The sequence below is a fragment of the Paralcaligenes sp. KSB-10 genome, from assembly GCF_021266465.1.
Classification (GTDB): Bacteria; Pseudomonadota; Gammaproteobacteria; order Burkholderiales; family Burkholderiaceae_B.
Genome location: NZ_CP089848.1, coordinates 2,283,403 through 2,302,695, shown reverse-complemented (window position 1 = coordinate 2,302,695; position 19,293 = coordinate 2,283,403). Strand labels below are relative to the sequence as shown.

Here is a 19,293-nt window from a genome sequence, read left to right as displayed (position 1 = left end):
GTATACGCCGGCCCCAAGGCTGCGTTACCATTAATTCGAGTGTTTGAAGATTGTGGCGCGGCATGGTGTGCCGATGTGGTGTGGGCAGTTATGGCAATAAAAGTTTTTTGTTTGAAGAATGGTTTGCGAATGGCGCTGGCGGTGGGCCTGTATGCCGGATGCGTCCAGGTCCACGTTCCGGCAAAAGCCGATGCAGGAAACTGGGCCGGCCCTCAATTTATCGCGCAGGCGCAAGCCGCGGAATTGCCGGTAGTGGGTCTGGCGCGGAACATCCTCGCCGATAGCGGCCCCTCGCTGGGCGATCTTGCTCCCGTACACCTGTATTCAGTGCCGGAGGTTTCTGTGGAGCCTCCCCAGGGTTTGCCACCCGCCGATGCGGCAGATGAATCCGTGCCGTCCACCGATGCGCAGGCCGATGCTGCCGGCCCATCGATAAGCGAGCTGGAAGAAGGCTGGCGCACACCGGATTATGCGCCGAGCGGCTGGATGCCCATGGGAGAGGTCTTGACCGAGGAAGGAACATGGGTGCCGGATCGCACCGCGGGCGAAGGCTGGACGCTGGGAACCCATAACTGGCGCTATACCAGGGGCAATGGCACAGGCCTGACTCTCGGCAATGACCTGGCGGCGGCGCCGGGCTGGGGCAATGCGGCTCGCATGGGTGGCATTCGGTTTTCTCAATCCTTGTCCAATGGCAACGTTGCCGCCGATCAGTGGCAATACTCCGCCATGGCGGGTGCGCTCGATTATTCTCCCAAGGCGGCGACAGAGGGCGGCTTGTTGTATGGGCCGGCGGCTGGCAATACCGTCGTGCGTTATGGCTGGACTTCCAGCCTGACGCTGGAGTCCCAGCTTGAATGGGCTCCCGACATGAAGAATATGGGTGTGGGGGGACAGTACGATACGCATCAATGGGGGGTATGGAAGGCGGGTGTGGCCAAGGCCAGCCGGGATATGCATGAGGGCCTGCGCTACCAGATCGGATACGAAACCAGCATTCTGGATACGCTGAAACTGTCATGGACCAATGAGCAGCGCACAGCCGGCTTTTCGGATTTGAGCCGTTACGAAAACTTTTCCACCGACGCGGGGGGGCTCACCCGCAATCTTTTGTCGGCGACCTTGCCTCTGGGCCGCTGGGGCGATCTGACGGGTTCTTACGAAGCGATCGATACGGCGGCTGGCCCGTCCAGGGAATATCTCGGGGTGGCCCAGCAATTCTGGCTAAGCCCGAATCTGCAGGTTTCGCTCAAGGCCGACCGCGATCGGCTCAGTGGCGATTATGATGTAGGCCTGCGCTTTTCCATACCCATTAAATAGCCGTTTCGGCGTCGCCAGCGTATTTGCCGGGGTCGACGCCATCCGCCGGACGATTAAAATGCCTTTTTGGCATCCGCTCCGGCAAAGGAGCGGAGCCGCCCACTTTCTTATTGCCGCTGAATGTCTGCTTCCCACAAAACGATACTCGATACCCTGCAACGCGTGTTTGGCTATGAGTCTTTCCGCGGCGATCAGCAGGCCATCATCGAGCATCTCGTCGACGGAGGGGACGCCCTGGTTCTGATGCCCACCGGCGGCGGCAAATCGCTGTGCTATCAGATTCCAGCCTTGGTCAGGTCCGGCACAGGGGTGGTGGTATCGCCGCTTATCGCCTTGATGCAGGACCAGGTCGATACCCTGACCGAGCTGGGCGTGCGGGCCGCCTTCCTGAACTCGACGCAGGACTGGCGCACGGCTCGCGAGGTGGAACAAGCCTTCCTGGCGGGCGAGCTGGATCTTTTGTACGTGGCACCCGAGCGTTTGCTGACCGAGCGATGCCTGGAGCTGCTGGCCGGAGGGGAGATCGCCCTGTTTGCCATTGACGAGGCCCACTGTGTTTCGCAGTGGGGGCACGATTTCCGCCCGGAATACCTTGGCTTGTCGATCTTGTCGGAGCGCTGGCCTGCGGTGCCTCGCATAGCGTTGACGGCCACCGCCACGACCGTGACCCGCCGGGAGATCGCGCAGCGCCTGGACCTGACTGCGGCGCGTCACTTCGTTTCCAGCTTCGACCGGCCCAATATACGCTACCGTATTGTCGAAAAGGCCGAGGTCAAGCGCCAGTTGCTGCAGTTCATACAGACCGAGCATCAGGGCGATTGCGGCATTGTTTACGGCCTGTCGCGCGCCAGGGTCGAGGATACCGCCGAGTTCCTGTGCCAGCATGGCATTCCCGCCTTGCCGTACCACGCCGGCCTGAGCGCCGCCGTGCGCGCTGGAAATCAGTCGCGCTTCCTGCGCGAAGACGGCCTGGTCATTGTGGCCACGATCGCGTTCGGCATGGGCATAGACAAACCCGACGTACGCTTTGTGGCGCATATCGATCTGCCCAAGTCGGTCGAGGGCTATTACCAGGAAACCGGCCGGGCCGGCCGCGATGGCCTGCCGGCGACGGCCTGGCTGGCATATGGCTTGCAGGACGTGGTGCAGCAGCGCCGCATGATCGACGAGTCGCCGGGCGAGGACCTGTTCCGGCGGCGCCTCGGATCGCAGCTCGATGCGATGCTCGGTTTGTGCGAAACCGTATCGTGCCGGCGCCAGCGCCTGCTGGCCTATTTCGATCAGCGCATCGAGCCTTGCGGGAACTGCGATACCTGCCTGGAGCCGCCGCAAGCCTGGGATGGCACGGTTGCCGCCCAGAAAATCCTGTCGGCCGTGTATCGTCTCTGGCGCGAGCGAGGCCAGCGCTTCGGCGCGGGGCATCTCATCGACATTCTTCGCGGCAAGCTGACTGAGCGCATCAAGCAGTACGAACATCAGAGCCTGAGCGTATTCGGAATTGGCTCGGATTTGTCCGAGCAGGCATGGCGTGGCGTCTTTCGTCAATTGCTCGCGCAAAGCCTGTTGGCCGTGGATCAGGAAGGCTATGGCACCCTGGCCCTGACCGACGCGAGCCGCCAGGTGCTTAAGGGGGAAAAGACCCTCATGCTCAGGCGCGAGCCGGAAAAAACGGCGCGTTCGAGCCGATCGACAAGTACGCGCCGCAAAGAAGCGGAAATTGTCCTGCCGGCCGAGGCGCAGCAGCGTTTCGAGGCTTTGAGGGCCTGGCGTGCCGAAGTAGCCCGCAGCCATGGCGTGCCGGCCTATGTCATTTTCCATGATGCGACTTTGCGTGAAATCGCGGTGCAGTCACCGTCGTCTCTGGATGAACTCAGTCATATCAGCGGGGTGGGCCTGCGCAAGCTCGAGGCGTACGGTGAGGAACTGCTGCGCAACGTGCGCGCGGCGCCGTAGGGGGGAGCTTGGGGGGGCTGTCTATGGCGACTATCCTCGTTCTTGAGACGCGGGGGTGGCGGCCCAGGCGGGGTGGAGCTCGCATCGTCCGGTCCTGGCTTTGCCAGGACTGCCTGCGGCCGCGGCGGACTCAAGCTCGATCACCCCGCCTGGGCCGCCACCCCCGCTCGCGTTTAAGGGTTTTTGTGCGATCGCAGGTCCACGTGACTAAACGGGAATATTGTTCAGGAAAACAGTTCGTTGCTGTCCGCGGCCTTGGGTGGGGCCAGGCCCAGGTGCTGCCAGGTCGTTTTGGTGGCCATGCGGCCGCGCGGGGTACGCTGCAGATAGCCATGCTGAATCAGGTAGGGCTCGATGACGTCTTCGATGGTATCGCGCTCTTCGCCTATGGCGGCGGCCAGGCTGTCGACTCCGACCGGGCCGCCGTCGAATTTATGGATGATCGCTTCGAGCAGTTTGCGATCCATGAGGTCGAGGCCTTGCGGATCGACTTCTAGCATGGCAAGGGCCGCGCCGGCCACGGCGGCGTCTATCTTGCCATTGGACTTGACCTCGGCGTAGTCGCGTACGCGCCGCAGTAGCCGATTGGCGATGCGGGGCGTTCCGCGCGCGCGTTTGGCGATTTCGATGGCGCCGTCGCTGGTCAGGCCGGCATTGAGCAGGCGGGCGCTGCGGGTGACGATGTGGGTCAGGTCGTCGGTGTTGTAGAACTCGAGGCGGGATACGATGCCGAAGCGGTCGCGCAGCGGATTGGTCAGCATGCCGGCGCGTGTCGTGGCGCCCACCAGGGTAAAGGGTTGGAGATCGATCTTGACGCTGCGTGCCGAAGGCCCTTCGCCGATCAGGATGTCGATTTGAAAATCTTCGAGGGCCGGATAGAGAATTTCTTCCACCACCGGCGACAGCCGGTGAATTTCGTCGATGAACAGCACATCGTTTTTTTCCAGATTGGTCAGCAGGGCGGCAAGATCGCCGGCACGCTCCAGTACCGGGCCGGAGGTTTGCCGCAACTGCACCCCCATTTCGTGTGCCACGATGTGGGCCAGTGTCGTCTTGCCCAGCCCGGGCGGCCCGAACAGCAAGACATGGTCCAGCGCCTCGCCGCGGTTTTTCGCGGCCGTGATAAAGATATCGAGCTGTTCGCAGACGCGCTGCTGGCCGACATATTCGCTGAGCGCGCGCGGCCGCAAGGCCCGTTCGACCGATTCTTCATTGGGCGAGGTGCTCTGCGGCGCAACGATGCGTTCGGCGGGGGGCGTGCTGGATAGCGAGTCGGAATGAATGGCCATGGTCTTGGTGAAAGGCAAGTATAGATATCGTACACTACTCGATCGCAGGAGCGTATTTACCTTTTGGCGAGCGATTTAAGCGCCTGCCGAATGCCTTCGGAAACGTCGATGCCCTCGGGCAGGCCTTTGAGTGCGGCCAGCGATTCGCTATTGGAATAGCCCAGCGAAAGCAGGGCATTCAGGATGTCGTCCGTGCTGGAGGGGATGCTTGCCGCGCCGTGGCCCAGATCGGCGCCCAGCTTGCCGCGCAGTTCCAGCAACAGGCGTTCGGCGGTTTTCTTGCCTATGCCTGGAACACGCGTAAGGTGCGTGGTTTCCTGGCGTGTAATGGCGCTGGACAGTTCTTCGACAGTCATGCCCGATAGCACTGCCAGCGCGGTGCGTGCGCCGATGCCCGTGACTTTGATCAGCGCCCGGAATGTCGAGCGCTGGCTGGCGGTGGAAAAACCGTACAGGGTATGGGCATCTTCGCGCACGGCCAGATGCGTGTAGAGCGTGACGCGCGCGCCGGTTTCGGGCAGGTCGTAGAGGGTGCTCATGGGCACGTCGATTTCATAGCCTACGCCGCCCACGTCGATGCAAACCATGGGGGGGGTCTTTTCCAGCAATGTGCCGGTGATGCGTCCGATCATCGGGGCGTCCTCAGTAAGTGGTTAACCGATCAGGCGTCCGCCGCGCAGGCGGCTGCCCTGATGGCCGGTCAGATCGCCGGCCTGCTTCAGGCGCTGCGCAAGCGGTCCGACGTGGGCATGGCAGATGGCGCAGGCCAGGGCATCGGCGGAGTCGGCGGCGGGCAGGCCGTCGAGGCTCAGCAAATGCTGCACCATTTTTTGCACTTGCTCTTTGGCGGCATGACCGTTGCCCACCACCGCTTTCTTGATCTGTAGCGCAGTGTATTCGTGAACCAGCAGCTGGCTGTCCGCCAGGGCGCACATGGCGGCGCCGCGGGCCTGTCCGAGCAGCAGCGTGGATGTGGGGTTGGTGTTGACGAACACTTTTTCCATGGCGGAAACCGTCGGCTGATTGGCCTGTACGATTTCGCGCAGATTGTCGAGTATGACTTTCAGGCGCTGCGCCAGCGGTTGATCGGCAGGAATGACGATGGTGCCGCTGGTGATATAGCTCAGGCGCATGCCTTGGGCTTCGATAACGCCGAAGCCCGTGCGGCGCAAACCCGGGTCGATTCCGAGAATGCGCATCAGTGGCGGAAGTGACGGGCGCCGGTCAGCACCATGGCGATGCCCCGCTCGTTGGCCGCCGCGATGACTTCATCGTCGCGCATGCTGCCGCCCGGTTGAATCACGCAGTTGGCGCCGGCATCGATGACGACGTCCAGCCCGTCTCGAAACGGGAAGAACGCATCGGAGGCCACTGCCGAGCCGGCCAGAGTCAGGCCGGCATTGGCCGCCTTGATCGAAGCGATACGGGCCGAATCGACGCGGCTCATCTGACCTGCGCCCACGCCGACCGTCATGCCATTGGCAACGAAAACGATGGCGTTGGATTTGACGTATTTGGCGACTTTCCAGGCGAACATCAGGTCTTTCATTTGCTGTTCTGTCGGTGCCTTGCGCGTGGCCACCTTGAAGTCGCCCGCGGCCACCTGGTAGTTGTCGGGAGTTTGCACCAGCCAGCCGCCGCCGATCCGTTTGACGTCGAAAGCGTTATGAGCCTGCCCTTGCGGCACTTGCAGGACCCGCACATTTTTCTTGGCGGCGAAGATTGCCAGGGCGTCGGCATCGTAGCCGGGGGCCAGCAGAACTTCGACAAACTGCGTGCTGATTGCCTGGGCGGTGGCGGCATCGACCTGGCGGTTGAAGGCAATAATGCCGCCGAACGCCGAGGTCGGGTCGGTCTTGAAGGCTTGTTGATAGGCGGCCAGAGGGGCGTCGGCAATGGCCACGCCGCACGGATTGGCATGCTTGACTATGACGCAGGCGGGGGTGTCGAAGCTGCGCACGCACTCCCAGGCCGCATCGGCGTCGGCAATGTTGTTGTAGGACAGTTCTTTGCCCTGCAACTGCCGGTAGCCGCCCAGCAGGCCGGCACCCTGATGCGGGTCGATATAGAAGGCGGCGGCCTGATGCGGATTTTCGCCGTAGCGCAGGATTTGCTGCTGCTGCATTTGCAAGGTAAGAGTGCGCGGCCATGGATGGCGGGCGGGAGCCTGCTCCTGCTCGGGCTCGGCCACGGCCAGGCTGCTCAGGTAATCGGCGATCGCGCCATCGTAGGCCGCGGTATGGGCGTAGGCTTTGGTGGCGAGCTCGAGGCGCAGGCCGTATGACGTTTGCCCCGCGGGACTGTCCATTTCGGACAGCACACGCGCATAGTCGCTCGGGTCGATGACTACCGTGACTCCGCCCACTGCCGTGCCGTGATTCTTGGCGGCGGCGCGCAGCATGGCGGGGCCGCCGATATCGATGTTTTCGACGGCATCGGCAAAGGAGCAATCGGGTTTGGCGATGGTTTCGCGAAACGGATACAGATTGACGACCAGCAGGTCGATACGCTCTATGTTGTGCTGTGCGAGTGTATCAAGATGTTCCTGGCTGTCGTGGCGCGCCAGCAGGCCGCCATGGATTTTGGGGTGCAGGGTCTTGACCCGGCCGTCGAGAATTTCAGGCGAGCCTGTGTGGGCGGCCACTTCGGTGACTTCGAGTCCGGCTTGCGCCAGCAGTTTTGCCGTGCCTCCGGTCGAGAGCAGCCGCACGCCGCGCTGGGCAAGTGTCTGGGCAAATTCAACAATGCCGGTTTTGTCCGAAACCGAGAGTAAAGCTGTCTGGATCTTCATGTGTGGGGCGGGAATAGGGAATTAAGGTTGCAGATTGTGGGCGAGCAGCTTCTTGCGCAGCGTGCTGCGGGTAACGCCGAGTATCTCGGCGGCTTTCGATTGATTGCCCTTGGATTTTTCGAGGGCGACTTGCAGGACAGGCCTTTCTACGCAATTTACAACCATGGCCAGTATGTCGCGCGGCTCGGAGTCGCCGAGGTCGGAAAAGTAAAGTTCGAGGCGGTCGCGTACCGATTGTTCTAAGGGATTCTTGTTACTCATGGCGGATAATTAAATAAGGTTGCGGCATTCGCGGTTCAGGCGGCTAGGGCTTGATTCGGCAGGGGCGCAACGAGCTCGTCGGAAAGATGATGATCGAACCATTGCTTGAGGGCAGAGGTTTGATCGCGGGTGTTGTCTATTTGGTTAATGCTGCGTAACAGTGTTTCGCTATCGGGCAGGTCGGCAAGATACCAGCCGATATGCTTGCGCGCGGAACGCACGCCGGTGAATTCTCCGTAGAACCGGTAGTGGTCGTCGAGATGATCCAGCAGGCATGAGCGCAGTTCGCCGTAACTGGGGGGCGGCAGGCGCGACCCGGTTGCCAGATAATGCGCCACTTCGCGGAAAATCCATGGGCGGCCTTGTGCGGCTCTGCCGATCATGACGGCATCGGCACCGGTGTACTGTAGTACGTATTGCGCTTTTTCGGGAGTATCGATATCCCCATTTGCAATGACGGGAATTTTGATTGCGTTTTTCACTTCCTTGATCGTATCGTACTCGGCGTGGCCCTGATACAAATCGGACCGGGTGCGCCCGTGCAGGGTCAGGGCGGCGATGCCCGCCTGCTCGGCTAGAGCCGCGATGCGTAGCGCATTGCGATTCTGGCGATCCCAACCGGTACGGGTCTTGAGCGTAACCGGCACGCCCAGAGGCGAGCAGGCGCCGACCACGCTGTCGAGAATGCGGGCGACCAGATCTTCGTCGCGCAGCAGTGCCGAGCCGGAGGCGACATTGCATACTTTCTTGACCGGGCAGCCCATATTGATATCGATGATGCAGGCGCCTTTCTCGATATTGAACAGGGCTGCTTCGGCCAGCATGCCGGGATCGGAGCCGGCGATCTGCACGGAAATGGGGTCGATTTCACCGTCGTGATTCAGGCGGCGCGATGTTTTGACGCTTTCCCACAGGCGCGGGTTGCTGGCGGCCATTTCCGAAACGGCGTAGCCGGCACCCAATTTTTTACACAATTGCCGGTAGGGGCGATCGGTTACCCCTGCCATGGGGGCAACAAAAACAGTATTGGGAAGGGACCAGGGACCAATGCGCATCGGGGGATTTTAACCCCCTATTTGAATTCGTCAGGCTATTTCGTAGCGTCGGGGGTTTGTGTCCGGGGCCGATCGGCGGTAAAGCACGCTGTTAGCGCATTTTTGCTTCGAGTGTTTGCTGCACTGGACGCTTTTCAGTCATTTTATTTTTGAGTTGTTTTGGCTTGAGCTTATGACTTTGGGTTGTGTTTGCCGTGTTGGCTGGGGGGGTCTTTCTATAAAGACGCCGCAGGGTGGGCGGTGCTGTGCAGTCCGGCACGTCCAGCGGTCGTGGTGCTGCGCACCCCGACTGCCCGGGTCTGCCTCGTCCAGGCGGGCGTCGGGCCAACTCACTGCGCCGCTAGCGCGGCTCCGTTCAAACAGGGCCCGCCGAAAGCCCCCGCCTTCCCTTCGTCAGCACCCGGCGCTGGACTACCGCCGGACTGCACAGCACCGCCCACCCTGCGGCTCGCGTTGAGGCAATGCATCGAGGTATACGTTGGGGCTGTGGGCATTTAGTCAATCGAGTCATCAATCTCGGTAGATGTGGCCAGGTGATAAAGGTACGGGTGCACGCACGTTAACGGTTTTATTGATGCAGGCCCGTTAACGGTAGGTGCAAGCACATTGATTCCAGGCAAGCCGTAACGTGAGCCGTCTATCGGGGCTTGGGGTCAGGACCGGCGTAAGGCGTGCGCCGGATGCTACCGTAGGGAAGGCGGGGGCTTTCGGCGGGCCCTGTTTGAACGCAGCCGCGCCAGCGGCGTAGCGAGTTTGGCCCGACGCCCGCCTGGACGAGGTAGATCCGGATCAAGCACGCCGTGCCGGCCCTGACCCCAAGCCCCGATAGACGGCGTCTTTATATACCAAACCGTAAATACCAAAGCGACCAACCCATCAAACCCCGTAAACAACCCGAACCAAAAATACTCTAGCTGCGTAGCCCCCGCAGCAAATGGCGTGCCAGCGGCGCACGCAGCGTGGCGCTCAGATCAAGGGCCAGCAGGCTCAAGCCGCAGGCGTGTTCGATCAAGGGGTTTTTCGTGGCAAAAATTCGCGGCAGGAAATCTGTAATGCCAGCCGTCAGCCAGCGGTCCGGCCGCCGATTCTGCGCAAACCGGGCCAGCAGTGGTCCCGGATCGTCCTGGCTGCGCTGCAGCCATGGGGCGAGCGACTGGGCAAGCTGGACGGCGTCGCGCAGGCCCAGGTTGAGCCCCTGGCCGGCGACGGGGTGCAGCGTTTGCGCCGCATTGCCGATGGCGACCGTACGCCCATTGAGCAGGGAAGGGCCGGCATGCAGCGCCAGAGGAAACACATGGCGTGGGCCTATGCAGGTAAAGTGCCCGAGGCGATCGCCGAATTGCTCGTGCAGCGCAGTTGCGAACGTCTGGTCGTCCAGTCCCCGGAGATGTTCGGCCCGCAGTGGCGAGCAGCACCAGACAATGCCGTACAGATTGGCCGCCTGGGGATGCGGTAAAACGGCGAGAGGGCCTTCCGCGGTGAAGCGCTCGTATGCCCAGTTTTGGGCGGGCCGACTGGCGCGCACAGTGGCCAGAACGGCGTGCTGGCGGTAATCGCGCTGTACGCCCTTGGGCCGGGCGCCGTCCGACTGGACGAGCAGTGCGCTCGACAGGCTGCGGTCTGCGAGGTCGATCCGCACCGTTCCGGCGCATTGGGTGGTAACGGTCGATGCACTGATGACGTCGATTCCACAGCGTGCCACGGCCGCGTGCAAAGTGGCCAGCAGCCGGTCGTAGGACACCACGCTGCCCAGGCGGGGCACATTCAGTTCGGTATGGCGTACCAGCGTGCGGCCAAGCCGTCCGCGCTGGGACACGTGTACGGTTTCTATGCTGGCGGCCTGGTCCGGCCACGCTTGCAAGTGTTCGAGCAGAACGCGGCTGCCGTGATTGATCGCCAGCGTGCGCGGGTCGGTGGCCTCTGTGACTGCGGTCAGGCCGGGGGCGAGAAAATGCTTGCCTATCAGGGCGATGCGCTGCGGAATCGGCGCTTTGCCGGCCAGCAGCAGGGCGAGTGTGCATCCCACCGGTCCGTCTCCGGTAATGGCAATATCGTATTCAGGTGAATCCATCGCTTTTTCCCAGCCTCTACTACAATGCATAAGATTTTAAAGCTTTAGTGTAAAAACCCTTGCGGTCAACCGAGGTGTAGCATGACGCAGTCGGAAGTTTCTTCGAATCTATCAATATCTTCCCTGTCACCGGCCGCGCCGGGGCTTGCGCATCGCAGCAAGACCGCCGTGGCCTGGCTGGCGTGCCTGCTGGGCGTGTTTGGAGCGCATTGGTGGTATCTGGGGCGCCCGCGCGCCTGGATGGTCACCGCGTATTCCTGTCTTATGATCGTCCTCGCCAGGTTCTATCCCGTCTGGTGGGACAACCCTCCCTTCCTGCTGTTGCTGTTGCCCATTGCCGATGGCTATATCGAAGCGCTTATCTTCGCCCTCAAACCTGACGACAAGTTCGACCAGAAATACAACCCTCATTCCGCGCGGGTGACCCGAACCCGCTGGGCTCCCGTCATAGCCGCCATTGTCACTACGGTGCTGATGGGCGTGGTGCTTGTGTTCGGCATCGCCATGGCCGTCATCTACATTTATACTTCAATGGGCTGGCTCGATGGCTTGAAGCTGTAGGCCAGTTTCCTTGAATTCCAGTGCGCATTTACAGGTGCCGCGCATTTCCGGCACAGATCGGCCCGGACTCGGGCCACTCTGTTGCGGCGGATCTTTCGAAACACATCTGTTAGAATCCCTTTTCTCCGTCATTGGGGAGTAGCTATCCCTTGGCTTTGGCCAAGAGAGCTTGCGTCAACATACTTGGTGATCCTTCGCCATGGCGCAAGCGGTTGTTGCCTTCGGGCCGCGATCCTGCGAGACCTTTGGCCACGATGCGTCGCTCTGCCGGGCGAAGCGCGTCGTTGCGCCATGGTTATCGCTTCGCCCGGCCCAGTCCTTATGCTGCTTTCCATCATTCTGTTCCTGTCTTCAGCCGCGGCGATTTACTTCGCCTGTGAATTCTTTGTCAATGGCGTCGAATGGGTGGGCTATCGCCTGAACCTGGGCGCCACGGCCGTGGGCACCATATTGGCGGCATTTGGCACGGCCCTGCCCGAAAGCGCGGTGACCTTTGTCGCGGTGGTATTTGGCGGCACCCCCGAGCAGAAGGATATCGGGGTGGGCGCCGCCTTGGGCGGGCCCCTGGTGCTGGCCACTCTGGCGTATGCCGTGGTGGGCTTTGCCATGTTGCGCAGAGCCAGGCTGACCCCCGGAGTACCCTGTACCATCGCTGCGGATCAGCAACGCCTGGCACGCGATCAGGCTTGGTTCATGGCCATTTTCGTGATCAAGGTGCTGTTGGGTGTGCTGGTGTTTGCCTGGAAGCCCTGGCTGGGGATACTGTTCCTGCTGGCCTACGGTCTTTATGTGAAACACGAGCTTGGCGCGGAAGACGGCGGCGTCGATGTCGACGGGCTGGAGCCGCTCAAGATCCGGCCCCGCGATTCGAGTCCGACGATGTTCTGGGCACTGCTTCAAACGCTGCTGGCGCTGCTGGTCATTGCCGTGGCTTCGCATACGTTTGTCCGGCAGATCGAAACCATCGGGATCTGGGCGGGTGCGTCGCCGCATATCGCCGCCTTGCTATTGTCCCCCGTGGCCACCGAGTTGCCGGAGATCATGAATGCCCTGATCTGGGTCAGGCAAGGCAAGGAACGCCTGGCTCTGGCCAACATCTCGGGGGCCATGATGATACAGGCCACCATTCCCAGCGCCCTGGCCATTTTCATGACGCCCTGGCATCTGGACACGCCCCTGCTGGTCGCAGCCGGCATCACTATGCTGTCGATCGCCTTTTTGTGGCTGCAGTTCAGGCGCGGCGCCATGCGCGTTTCCGCACTGGCCAGTGTCGGCGCCCTGTATCTGGTATTCGTGGTTTTTGTAGCGGTGTTTTTCCGGGCTTGACCAAAGTCACGCATGCTTGCGACGGTGGGCGCCTGCTTGAGGCCAAGAGGCGCTAAATCCATGATGTTGTGGATTTTTCCGCGAAAATCGGCCATGCTCCGATCTATTACAATCAGGGTTTTACGGAATTAGTTGCTCATGGATTTGCTAGGCTGGCTCACTCCCTGGGAGTTTTCCCCCTCCTTGTTGCTGATGTTTTTCATCGGCGGCGGCTTGTTCGTGCGTGGCGCCCGGGTGCATCGGGTTTCGGTGGTGCGCCAAGGCTCCTTCTGGCTGGGCCTGATCCTACTGTATCTGTCCTTGCATACCCGTATCGACTACTACGCCGAGCGCATGTTTTTTGTGCACCGGCTACAGCACCTGGTATTGCATCATTTGGGGCCGCTGCTCATTATGGGTGCCTATCCCGGGCAAGCCATGCGGGCCGGCCTGCCCATGCGCTGGCGGATTGCGCTGCGCGATTTTCGCCGCACGCCTGTTGGCCGTTCGGCCGAAGCGCTGCTGACGCACAAGTTCCTGATCCCCCTGCTGTTCGTCTTGATGGTGGTGGTGTGGCTGATCCCCTCCGTGCAGTTCTATTCCATGCTCGACTGGCGCCTTTATCGTGTGATGAACTGGTCCGTGGTGGCCAGCGGGTTTCTGTACTGGAACCTGATTCTCGATCGGCGGCCCAGCCCGCCGGCGGCCATGTCGCCGGGCGGCCGCATTCTTTCGCCGGTTCTCACGATGGCGCCGCAAATGGTGGTCGGGGCGGTCATTACTTTTACATCGCGCGATCTCTATCCCATTTTTGAATTGTGCGGGCGTGCCATTCCCGGCATACCGGCGGCCATGGATCAAACCATTGGCGGCCTGACCATGTGGATTCCCGCCGGCCTTATCGAGATAGTGGGCCTGCTGTTGGCCTTGGGAACACTAATGCGACTGTCGTCCAAAGGGCGTCTTCCCAACAAGCGCGCCCTGGCCAAACAGGCGCGGCAGGCGACAGTCGGCGCGGCGTAGAGACGCCGCGCAGGGCTGCCCCTCGCACCGCATTGCCGATTACCATAGACAAATGAATCTTGATTTTCTCCATTCCAGATCCATATCCTTCAAACTGTGCGCGGCGGGCCTGGCCGCAGCGCTGGTCGCGCCGCTGTCCGCCCGCAGCCAACCTGTGGGTATTCCCAGCATGGGGGCCGCTTCATCGGCCGAACTGTCGCCCCGGCTGGAGCGCACATTGGGCGATGCCATCATGGAGCAGGGGCGGCGCGATCCCACTTATATTGGCGACCCCGAGGTCAGCCAATACCTTACTGAAATGGGGCGCAAATTAGCCACCGGGGCTCCCGGCGGCGCACAGCCGATCACGGTTTTTGGGGTGCGCGATCCCGAAATCAACGCTTTTGCCTTGCCGGGCGGCTATATCGGTGTGAATAGCGGCCTGGTCGTTTCGTCGCAGAACGAATCCCAACTGGCTTCGGTGATTGCGCATGAAATAGGTCATGTGGTGCAGCGGCATATCGCACGCGGCATGACACAGCAATCGCAAAATAGTGGCGTCATGATCGCCTCGCTGGTGGCGGCCCTATTGGCGGGTTTGTCAGGAAACGGCGATCTGGCCGTGGGCGTGGCCGCTTTTGGCCAGGCCGCCGCGGTTGATCGTCAACTTGGATTCTCCCGCCAGGCCGAGCAGGAGGCGGATCGCGCCGGTTTCGAAATGCTGCGCAAGGCCGGCTACGACCCCAAGGGCATGGTGCAAATGTTTACCCGCCTGATGAAAGCGTCGCGATTGAATGAAGGTGCGGGCGGCGGCGCGTATGCCAGCACGCATCCTCTGTCTATACAACGCCTGTCGGACATTGAAAATCGGGTCGAGGAATTGCCTCAGGTTCACTATCGCGACAGCGATGCATTCTGGTATCTGCGGGCTCAGTTGCGCATTATGCAGGCTTTGGATAGATCGGCCCGGCAGGACGCCTTGCGGCAGTTGAATCTCGACGCGACACAGCAAACCGGGGTGCGACGGTCGGCCGCCTGGTACGGGATTGCCTATGCTGCCTGGAAAAAAAATGAGTTGAGCCAGGCCGAGGCCGCCCTGCAAAAGGCGCAGCAAGGAGGGGACAACTCTCCGGAGTTGGCCCGCTTGTCGATACTGCTCGCCAATAGCCGGGGCAACGGCGATGCTGCGCTGAAGATGGCGCAGAGTGCATGGGCGCGTTGGCCGGATAACCAGGGAATAGCTTTGGCCATGGTCGATGTCATGCAAAAAAACAATCGCGACAAAGAGGCGTTGCAGTTTCTGGCGCAGCGCGTAAAGCAGTGGCCCGAGTTGCCGCAATTGCATCGCCTTGAGGCGCAAAGCCATGAGCGCCTGGGGCAAAAGGTGGCGGCGCGGCGCGCAATGGCCAGTTATTACGAGCAAACGGGTGCGTTGTCGACCGCCGTGGAGCAATTGCAGCAGGCGCGGAGTCTGTCCAGCGATTTTTATACTCAGTCGGAGCTGGACGCACAAATTCGCTCGATCAAACAACGCCTGGAAACTGAACGCGAGCTGTTGCAAAGGTTCAAGAAGCCCTGAGGCCGGTTTCTTGCGGGGGGCGGCTGTGCTGGTGCGGTATCAGTGGCAGGTATTTTCCCTGACGGGGAATTGTTCCATTTCCAGCGTATTTTTGGTTCGAGTGTTTACGATGCTGGGCGCTTCTCAGTCATTTTATTTTTTAGCCGTTTTGACTTGAGCTTGTGACTTTGGGTTGTGTTTGCTGTGTAGGCGGCGGTTAATTCTATAAAGACGCCGCAGGGTGGGCGGTGCTGTGTAGTCCGGCACGTCCAGCGGTCGTGGTGCTACGCACCCCGACTGCCCGGGTCTGCCTCGTCCAGGCGGGCGTCGGGCGAACTCGCGTCGCCCCGCGGCGCGGGGCGCCACTCAGACAGCGCCCGCCGAAGGCCCCCGCCTTCCCTTCGTCAGTACATGGACGCCCCTAATTTGCCTAGCCCTTTTTTGCCCTTCCGGTTTCTTAGGTGTTGATTGCAGCAGTACATCCGGGCTTGACGAGGTGACACGCGTGTCACGGCCCCTAATGGGTTGTGCTGACCGGCTCCCCTTAGCACCCAAGCACTTTGATGTGCGGCTGACGAATCGGGTTTGACTGGTCCTGGTCTGACCTAAGTGGCCATTACGGCTAAAAGTGCTTCAAGCAATCGGTGCGGTGGTGTCCTACGTTAAAAGGGATAAACGGTGGTGAGGCGCTGCCGGGTTGGCCCCGAGCTCGGTACGCGTGCCGTAGACCCTAGCGGGCCCGGCTCAGCGTATGCCCAGGGTCGTAGGGCGTGTCGTACGCCATCAGAGCCCAGGCGATGCGCGCATTTTTATTGGCCAGCGCGATGGCCACCACATTGAGCGGGCGGCGCACAAGCAGTTGGCCTAGCCAGGTCGTTCGATCGGCCTGGGCGCGCGCTCGGATCAGCACCGACTGCGCGCCCAAGAGCAGGAGCTTGCGCAGGTACCCATCGCCGCGCTTGCTGATCCCCAGCAGCGTGGCCTTGCCCCCGCTGGAGTGCTGGCGCGGCACCAAACCTAGCCAGGCGGCCAGTTGCCGGCCATTTTTAAAGAGCCGCGGATCGCCCACGCTGGCGGCCAGGGCGCTGGCCGTAATCGGCCCGATTCCGGGCAACTGCGCTAACCGCTGGCTGACCGGATTGGCACGATGCCCGTGCACGATCGATCGCTCCAGGGCCTGGACCTGCGTATCGAGCGCGCGCAGGTGTTCAACCAGCGTACGGATGAGTTCCACGAAAGGGCCAGGCAGGCGCGCCAGCGCGGACTCAAGCAACGCCGGCACCCGCCGGGTGACGTGAGCGATGCCTTGGGGCAGGATCAACCCGAACTCGGCCAGCAGGCCGCGGATCTGATTGGCCGCGGCGCTGCGCGCCTTGACGAAGCCTTCACGGGCCCGGTGTAGGCTCAGTACCGCTTGTTGCTCGACCGATTTGATGGCGACAAAGCGCATGGAGGGCCGGGTGACGGCCTCGCAGATCGCCTGCGCATCGGCGGCATCGTTCTTGTTGGATTTAACGTAAGGTTTGACGAACTGCGCGGCGATCAGCCGCACGTCGTGGCCCTGGTCGCGCAGCAGCCGCGCCCAGTGGTGGGCGCTCGCGCAGGCCTCCATGCCGATGAGGCACGGTGTCAGCTTCGCAAAGAAGGCGCTGAGCTGCTCGCGGCGTAGTTGCCGGGTCAAGACGGTATGGCCTTGCGCATTCACGCCGTGAACTTGAAACACGGACTTTGCTAAATCAAGACCAATCGTTGTAATCTTCATGATGGATGCTCCTTCCGATAGCAGTGAATGAGTTAGTAACCCCTTCACTTTGGCACAATGATGCCGGTTCGAGAAGGGGCGTCCATTCCATTGCACCCGGCGCTGGACTACCGCCGGACTGCACTGCACCGCCCACCCTGCGGCTTGCGTTGAAGCAATGCATCGAGGGATACGTTGGGCCGGCAAGTTCATTCCAGGCATGCCATTACGTGAGCCGTCTATCGGGGCTTGGGGTCAGGACCGGCGTAAGGCGTGCGCCGGATGCTACCGTAGGGAAGGCGGGGGCTTTCGGCGGGCCCTGTTTGAACGGAGCCGCGCCAGCGGCGTAGTGAGTTGGCCCGACGCCCGCCTGGACGAGGTAGATCCGGATCAAGCACGCCGTGCCGGTCCTGACCCCAAGCCCCGATAGACGGCGTCTTTAAATACCAATACCCATCCATCAAAGAATGCCGTAAACACTCGAACCAAAAATACCCTAGATCAAGCGTGAGCGCGAAGCACAGACATTACGGGCGTAAGGCAAGCGAAGCCGACAAAGTGCACGTTCGATATGGAAAGGGAATTACAGCCCGGTTTCAAAGAAGCGCGCAATGCGCACGGGTAGCCAGCCTACATTTCCCGGAAAGGATCCGCTGACGAACGCGGCATGGCCGCCTTCGGCCGGCTGATGCAGCAAGACCGTGTCGGAGCAATCGGCCGAGCCGGGCAGGGACGGTTCCGGAACGAACGGGTCATTACGGGCGTTCAGAATCAAAGTGGGTACTGTGAGCGCCTTCAGGTAAGGCTTGCTGGAGGCTCGCGACCAGTAGTCCAGGGCATTTTTATAGCCATGCATGGGCGCCGTGTATATATCGTCGAAATCGCGCAGGTTTCTGGCCTGACTGAGCCGGAATACATCGATGGTGCCGGGAAAACGTTTGCCTTTTTCGTGCACCTTGTCCTTCATGCTTTTCAGAAAGTACGGTGTGTATAGATGCCGTCCGGCAAACGTATCGCTCAAGGCATTGCCGCTGGCGACCAGGTCGAGGGGCACCGAAATGGCGGCGCCTGCCGCAAGCCATTCTGTGAGCTCGGGATGTTCGCCCATGTACTTGAGCATGGCATTGCCGCCCATGGATACGCCCACCGCATGCCATTTTGCATGCGGGACACGGGTTCGAACGGTGTCCAGCATAAATCCCAGGTCGGCCGAGTCGCCGGAATAATAAGCCCGGGCCATGCGGTTGGCGAAGCCCGAGCAACTGCGAAAATGGGCGACGACGACAATCCATCCGCGTGCGCGAAAATGCTGGGCGATGGCTTGGGCATAGTGGCTTTTGCTGCTGCCTTCCAGGCCATGGAACAGCACCAGGGCCGGAGTGCCGCCGGCGACGGGCAAACTGGCCCAGTCTTCGTCCCGCATCCAGCGGCGAGCGGCTGTTTTGGTCAGCCGCGGGTCTGGCTTGACTGATTTGCCGCCTGCGGTTTGGTCGGAAAACAGGCCAGGGCCGACCCAGTCGAAATCGATGAAGTCGCCGTCGGGTGTATTGACGCGATCGCGGGTGAAGGAAATGCGGTGATAGCGCGCGCCCACGGCACCGTAAACGGTTTGCAGATGATGTCCGGGCAACCAGACGGGATTGGGGCAGGGCGAGGAGTCTATCTGTGCTGTCACGAACCACTCTTAATGCAAGGTGCCGGGAATGTCCTGCAAATCGAACATACCCACATCGTCCGGTGCGTTGGAAGCGTGGTGCAATACCATCCGCCAGCCCGACGGGCCCTTATGATAAACATTGGTGGTGTAACAGTTGGCCACTTGCTTGCCTTCGGGGGAGTGGATTGTGACCTGTTCGATCAGGACATGGACCGAACTCATGAGACTGGTCATGATCATCGGGCGTGTCGGCTGGATGAGCAGTGGGCCATTGGCCAGTATCTGCTGCCAGGAGTTTCGTACGGAGTCGCTGCCGATTACACGTATGCCGCCGGGATGCACGCAGACGACTTCTTCGTCGTCGGACCACACCTCCATCAGGCGGATCGTATCCGCCTGATGGAGAGAGTCGTAGAAAGCGTGCTCGGCTTCTTCTGGGGTGGCAAACATGATGTCGGAGGAATGGTTGAGGCGCGAGGGCCGGAGTGTTGCCGGTAATTCAATGCCCGTGCACGTGCTCGCCGTCTTTCAACTGATAGGCGGCCCCGCAATAAGGGCATAGGGCTTTGCCGGTTTTCACGACTTCGATGTAAACCCGCGGATGCATGCTCCATAACGGGGCATGCGGCCCCGGACAATAGACGGGCAGGTCCTTGGCTTCGACAAAAATGGTGGGTTGCTCGGTGGATGACGGTTTTGCTGCGCTGGTCATAAGGTTTCCTGAAAATA

17 protein-coding genes and 1 riboswitch are annotated in these 19,293 nt (G+C 61.2%); of the genes, 6 read left to right on the top strand and 11 right to left on the bottom strand.

All coding sequences use genetic code 11. The annotated features are described in order from the left end of the window. Window positions 1-111 precede the first annotated feature (111 nt). Both LSG25_RS10435 and recQ read left to right on the top strand, forming a co-directional pair. On the top strand, window positions 112-1,320 hold the full coding sequence (locus LSG25_RS10435; protein WP_232740880.1) for a hypothetical protein: 1,209 nt from the start codon (window positions 112-114) through the stop codon (window positions 1,318-1,320). A 120-nt stretch (window positions 1,321-1,440) separates the two neighbouring features. After that, on the top strand, window positions 1,441-3,273 hold the full coding sequence (gene recQ, locus LSG25_RS10430; RefSeq protein WP_232740879.1) for a DNA helicase RecQ: 1,833 nt from the start codon (window positions 1,441-1,443) through the stop codon (window positions 3,271-3,273). 224 nt (window positions 3,274-3,497) lie between these two features. Here recQ and ruvB read toward each other — a convergent pair whose 3' ends face one another. The 7 genes from ruvB to LSG25_RS10395 all read right to left on the bottom strand — a co-directional run bounded on the left by ruvB (window position 3,498) and on the right by LSG25_RS10395 (window position 10,740). Beyond that, window positions 3,498-4,562, bottom strand: a complete 1,065-nt coding sequence (ruvB, locus tag LSG25_RS10425) for a Holliday junction branch migration DNA helicase RuvB (RefSeq protein WP_232744645.1) — start codon at window positions 4,560-4,562, stop codon at window positions 3,498-3,500. A 56-nt stretch (window positions 4,563-4,618) separates the two neighbouring features. Next, window positions 4,619-5,194 carry a Holliday junction branch migration protein RuvA gene (gene ruvA, locus LSG25_RS10420; protein WP_232740878.1) on the bottom strand — a complete coding sequence of 192 codons (576 nt, stop codon included), beginning with the start codon at window positions 5,192-5,194 and terminating at the stop codon, window positions 4,619-4,621. A gap of 21 nt (window positions 5,195-5,215) precedes the next feature. Then, window positions 5,216-5,761, bottom strand: a complete 546-nt coding sequence (gene ruvC, locus LSG25_RS10415) for a crossover junction endodeoxyribonuclease RuvC (protein ID WP_232740877.1) — start codon at window positions 5,759-5,761, stop codon at window positions 5,216-5,218. After that, complete coding sequence (gene purH / locus LSG25_RS10410) at window positions 5,761-7,353, bottom strand: bifunctional phosphoribosylaminoimidazolecarboxamide formyltransferase/IMP cyclohydrolase (RefSeq protein ID WP_232740876.1); 1,593 nt, start codon at window positions 7,351-7,353, stop codon at window positions 5,761-5,763. Before purH ends, ruvC begins: the two co-directional genes overlap by 1 nt. Before the next feature lie 21 nt (window positions 7,354-7,374). Further along, window positions 7,375-7,614, bottom strand: a complete 240-nt coding sequence (locus tag LSG25_RS10405) for a helix-turn-helix domain-containing protein (RefSeq protein WP_232740875.1) — start codon at window positions 7,612-7,614, stop codon at window positions 7,375-7,377. A gap of 35 nt (window positions 7,615-7,649) precedes the next feature. After that, the gene (dusB, locus tag LSG25_RS10400) at window positions 7,650-8,669 is read right to left on the bottom strand and encodes a tRNA dihydrouridine synthase DusB (protein ID WP_232740874.1); all 1,020 of its coding nucleotides are present in this window, start codon (window positions 8,667-8,669) and stop codon (window positions 7,650-7,652) included. A gap of 910 nt (window positions 8,670-9,579) precedes the next feature. After that, a complete protein-coding gene (locus LSG25_RS10395) occupies window positions 9,580-10,740 on the bottom strand; it encodes an FAD-dependent monooxygenase (protein WP_232740873.1) in 1,161 nt (386 codons plus the stop codon). 81 nt (window positions 10,741-10,821) lie between these two features. On the opposite strand from LSG25_RS10395, the gene LSG25_RS10390 reads away from it, so the two are divergent. From LSG25_RS10390 to LSG25_RS10375, 4 genes are all read left to right on the top strand, one after another. After that, complete coding sequence (locus LSG25_RS10390; protein WP_232740872.1) at window positions 10,822-11,301, top strand: NINE protein; 480 nt, start codon at window positions 10,822-10,824, stop codon at window positions 11,299-11,301. Between the two features lie 121 nt (window positions 11,302-11,422). After that, a riboswitch (yybP-ykoY riboswitch) is annotated at window positions 11,423-11,623 on the top strand. Beyond that, window positions 11,623-12,627 carry a sodium:calcium antiporter gene (locus LSG25_RS10385; RefSeq protein ID WP_232740871.1) on the top strand — a complete coding sequence of 335 codons (1,005 nt, stop codon included), beginning with the start codon at window positions 11,623-11,625 and terminating at the stop codon, window positions 12,625-12,627. It overlaps the preceding riboswitch by 1 nt. A gap of 138 nt (window positions 12,628-12,765) precedes the next feature. Further along, on the top strand, window positions 12,766-13,629 hold the full coding sequence (locus LSG25_RS10380; RefSeq protein WP_232740870.1) for a cytochrome c oxidase assembly protein: 864 nt from the start codon (window positions 12,766-12,768) through the stop codon (window positions 13,627-13,629). A 52-nt stretch (window positions 13,630-13,681) separates the two neighbouring features. Continuing rightward, the gene (locus LSG25_RS10375) at window positions 13,682-15,187 is read left to right on the top strand and encodes a M48 family metalloprotease (protein ID WP_232740869.1); all 1,506 of its coding nucleotides are present in this window, start codon (window positions 13,682-13,684) and stop codon (window positions 15,185-15,187) included. A 709-nt stretch (window positions 15,188-15,896) separates the two neighbouring features. On the opposite strand, the gene LSG25_RS10370 is transcribed toward LSG25_RS10375, so the two are convergent. The 4 genes from LSG25_RS10370 to LSG25_RS10355 form a co-directional block, all read right to left on the bottom strand. Further along, window positions 15,897-16,928, bottom strand: a complete 1,032-nt coding sequence (locus LSG25_RS10370) for an IS110 family transposase (protein ID WP_232740868.1) — start codon at window positions 16,926-16,928, stop codon at window positions 15,897-15,899. A 562-nt stretch (window positions 16,929-17,490) separates the two neighbouring features. Next, window positions 17,491-18,582 carry a YheT family hydrolase gene (locus LSG25_RS10365; RefSeq protein ID WP_232740867.1) on the bottom strand — a complete coding sequence of 364 codons (1,092 nt, stop codon included), beginning with the start codon at window positions 18,580-18,582 and terminating at the stop codon, window positions 17,491-17,493. Between the two features lie 9 nt (window positions 18,583-18,591). After that, window positions 18,592-19,014 (bottom strand): nuclear transport factor 2 family protein, encoded by a 423-nt coding sequence (locus LSG25_RS10360; RefSeq protein WP_232740866.1) that lies wholly within the window; start codon window positions 19,012-19,014, stop codon window positions 18,592-18,594. A gap of 49 nt (window positions 19,015-19,063) precedes the next feature. After that, window positions 19,064-19,276, bottom strand: coding sequence for a zinc-finger domain-containing protein (locus tag LSG25_RS10355; RefSeq protein WP_232740865.1), 213 nt, complete (start codon window positions 19,274-19,276; stop codon window positions 19,064-19,066). Window positions 19,277-19,293 lie beyond the last annotated feature (17 nt).

Excerpts from the sequence above, each read along its gene's own strand:
- recQ (WP_232740879.1), top strand. The coding sequence starts at position 1,441 with ATGTCTGCTTCCCACAAAACGATACTCGATACCCTGCAACGCGTGTTT.
- LSG25_RS10375 (WP_232740869.1), top strand. The coding sequence starts at position 13,682 with ATGAATCTTGATTTTCTCCATTCCAGATCCATATCCTTCAAACTGTGC.
- LSG25_RS10395 (WP_232740873.1), bottom strand. The coding sequence starts at position 10,740 with ATGGATTCACCTGAATACGATATTGCCATTACCGGAGACGGACCGGTG.
- ruvA (WP_232740878.1), bottom strand. The coding sequence starts at position 5,194 with ATGATCGGACGCATCACCGGCACATTGCTGGAAAAGACCCCCCCCATG.
- purH (WP_232740876.1), bottom strand. The coding sequence starts at position 7,353 with ATGAAGATCCAGACAGCTTTACTCTCGGTTTCGGACAAAACCGGCATT.
- ruvC (WP_232740877.1), bottom strand. The coding sequence starts at position 5,761 with ATGCGCATTCTCGGAATCGACCCGGGTTTGCGCCGCACGGGCTTCGGC.
- dusB (WP_232740874.1), bottom strand. The coding sequence starts at position 8,669 with ATGCGCATTGGTCCCTGGTCCCTTCCCAATACTGTTTTTGTTGCCCCC.
- LSG25_RS10370 (WP_232740868.1), bottom strand. The coding sequence starts at position 16,928 with ATGAAGATTACAACGATTGGTCTTGATTTAGCAAAGTCCGTGTTTCAA.
- LSG25_RS10385 (WP_232740871.1), top strand. The coding sequence starts at position 11,623 with ATGCTGCTTTCCATCATTCTGTTCCTGTCTTCAGCCGCGGCGATTTAC.
- LSG25_RS10380 (WP_232740870.1), top strand. The coding sequence starts at position 12,766 with ATGGATTTGCTAGGCTGGCTCACTCCCTGGGAGTTTTCCCCCTCCTTG.
- LSG25_RS10355 (WP_232740865.1), bottom strand. The coding sequence starts at position 19,276 with ATGACCAGCGCAGCAAAACCGTCATCCACCGAGCAACCCACCATTTTT.
- ruvB (WP_232744645.1), bottom strand. The coding sequence starts at position 4,562 with ATGGCCATTCATTCCGACTCGCTATCCAGCACGCCCCCCGCCGAACGC.
- LSG25_RS10390 (WP_232740872.1), top strand. The coding sequence starts at position 10,822 with ATGACGCAGTCGGAAGTTTCTTCGAATCTATCAATATCTTCCCTGTCA.
- LSG25_RS10360 (WP_232740866.1), bottom strand. The coding sequence starts at position 19,014 with ATGTTTGCCACCCCAGAAGAAGCCGAGCACGCTTTCTACGACTCTCTC.
- LSG25_RS10405 (WP_232740875.1), bottom strand. The coding sequence starts at position 7,614 with ATGAGTAACAAGAATCCCTTAGAACAATCGGTACGCGACCGCCTCGAA.